The organism is Jeotgalibacillus sp. ET6, from assembly GCF_029667115.1.
Lineage (GTDB): Bacteria > Bacillota > Bacilli > Bacillales > Jeotgalibacillaceae > Jeotgalibacillus.
Genome location: NZ_JARUIU010000344.1, coordinates 1 through 232 on the forward strand (window position 1 = coordinate 1; position 232 = coordinate 232).

Genomic DNA, 232 nt, shown 5'->3' on the forward strand with positions numbered 1-232 from the left:
TTGCCCGCGCGCAGGCGCTGATGAAGGCGCAGGGCATTGGGGCGGTGCTGATCGAATCGGGATCGAGCCTGGTCTATTTCACCGGCGTGACGTGGTTTCGCAGCGAGCGGCTGACCGCTGCGATTCTGCCGGTCGAGGGCGAGCCGTGCATCGTCACGCCGTTCTTCGAGGAACCCTCGGTCCGCCAGACGCTGGTGGTCGCGGCGGATGTGCGCGTGTGGCAGGAGGATGA

General features: G+C 66.8%; 1 protein-coding gene. It reads left to right on the forward strand.

Features of this window, described 5'->3' with window-relative positions; all coding sequences use genetic code 11:
* Window positions 1-232: aminopeptidase P family N-terminal domain-containing protein (locus P6709_RS20395; RefSeq protein ID WP_278242693.1), on the forward strand; the 232-nt coding region annotated here is incomplete at both ends.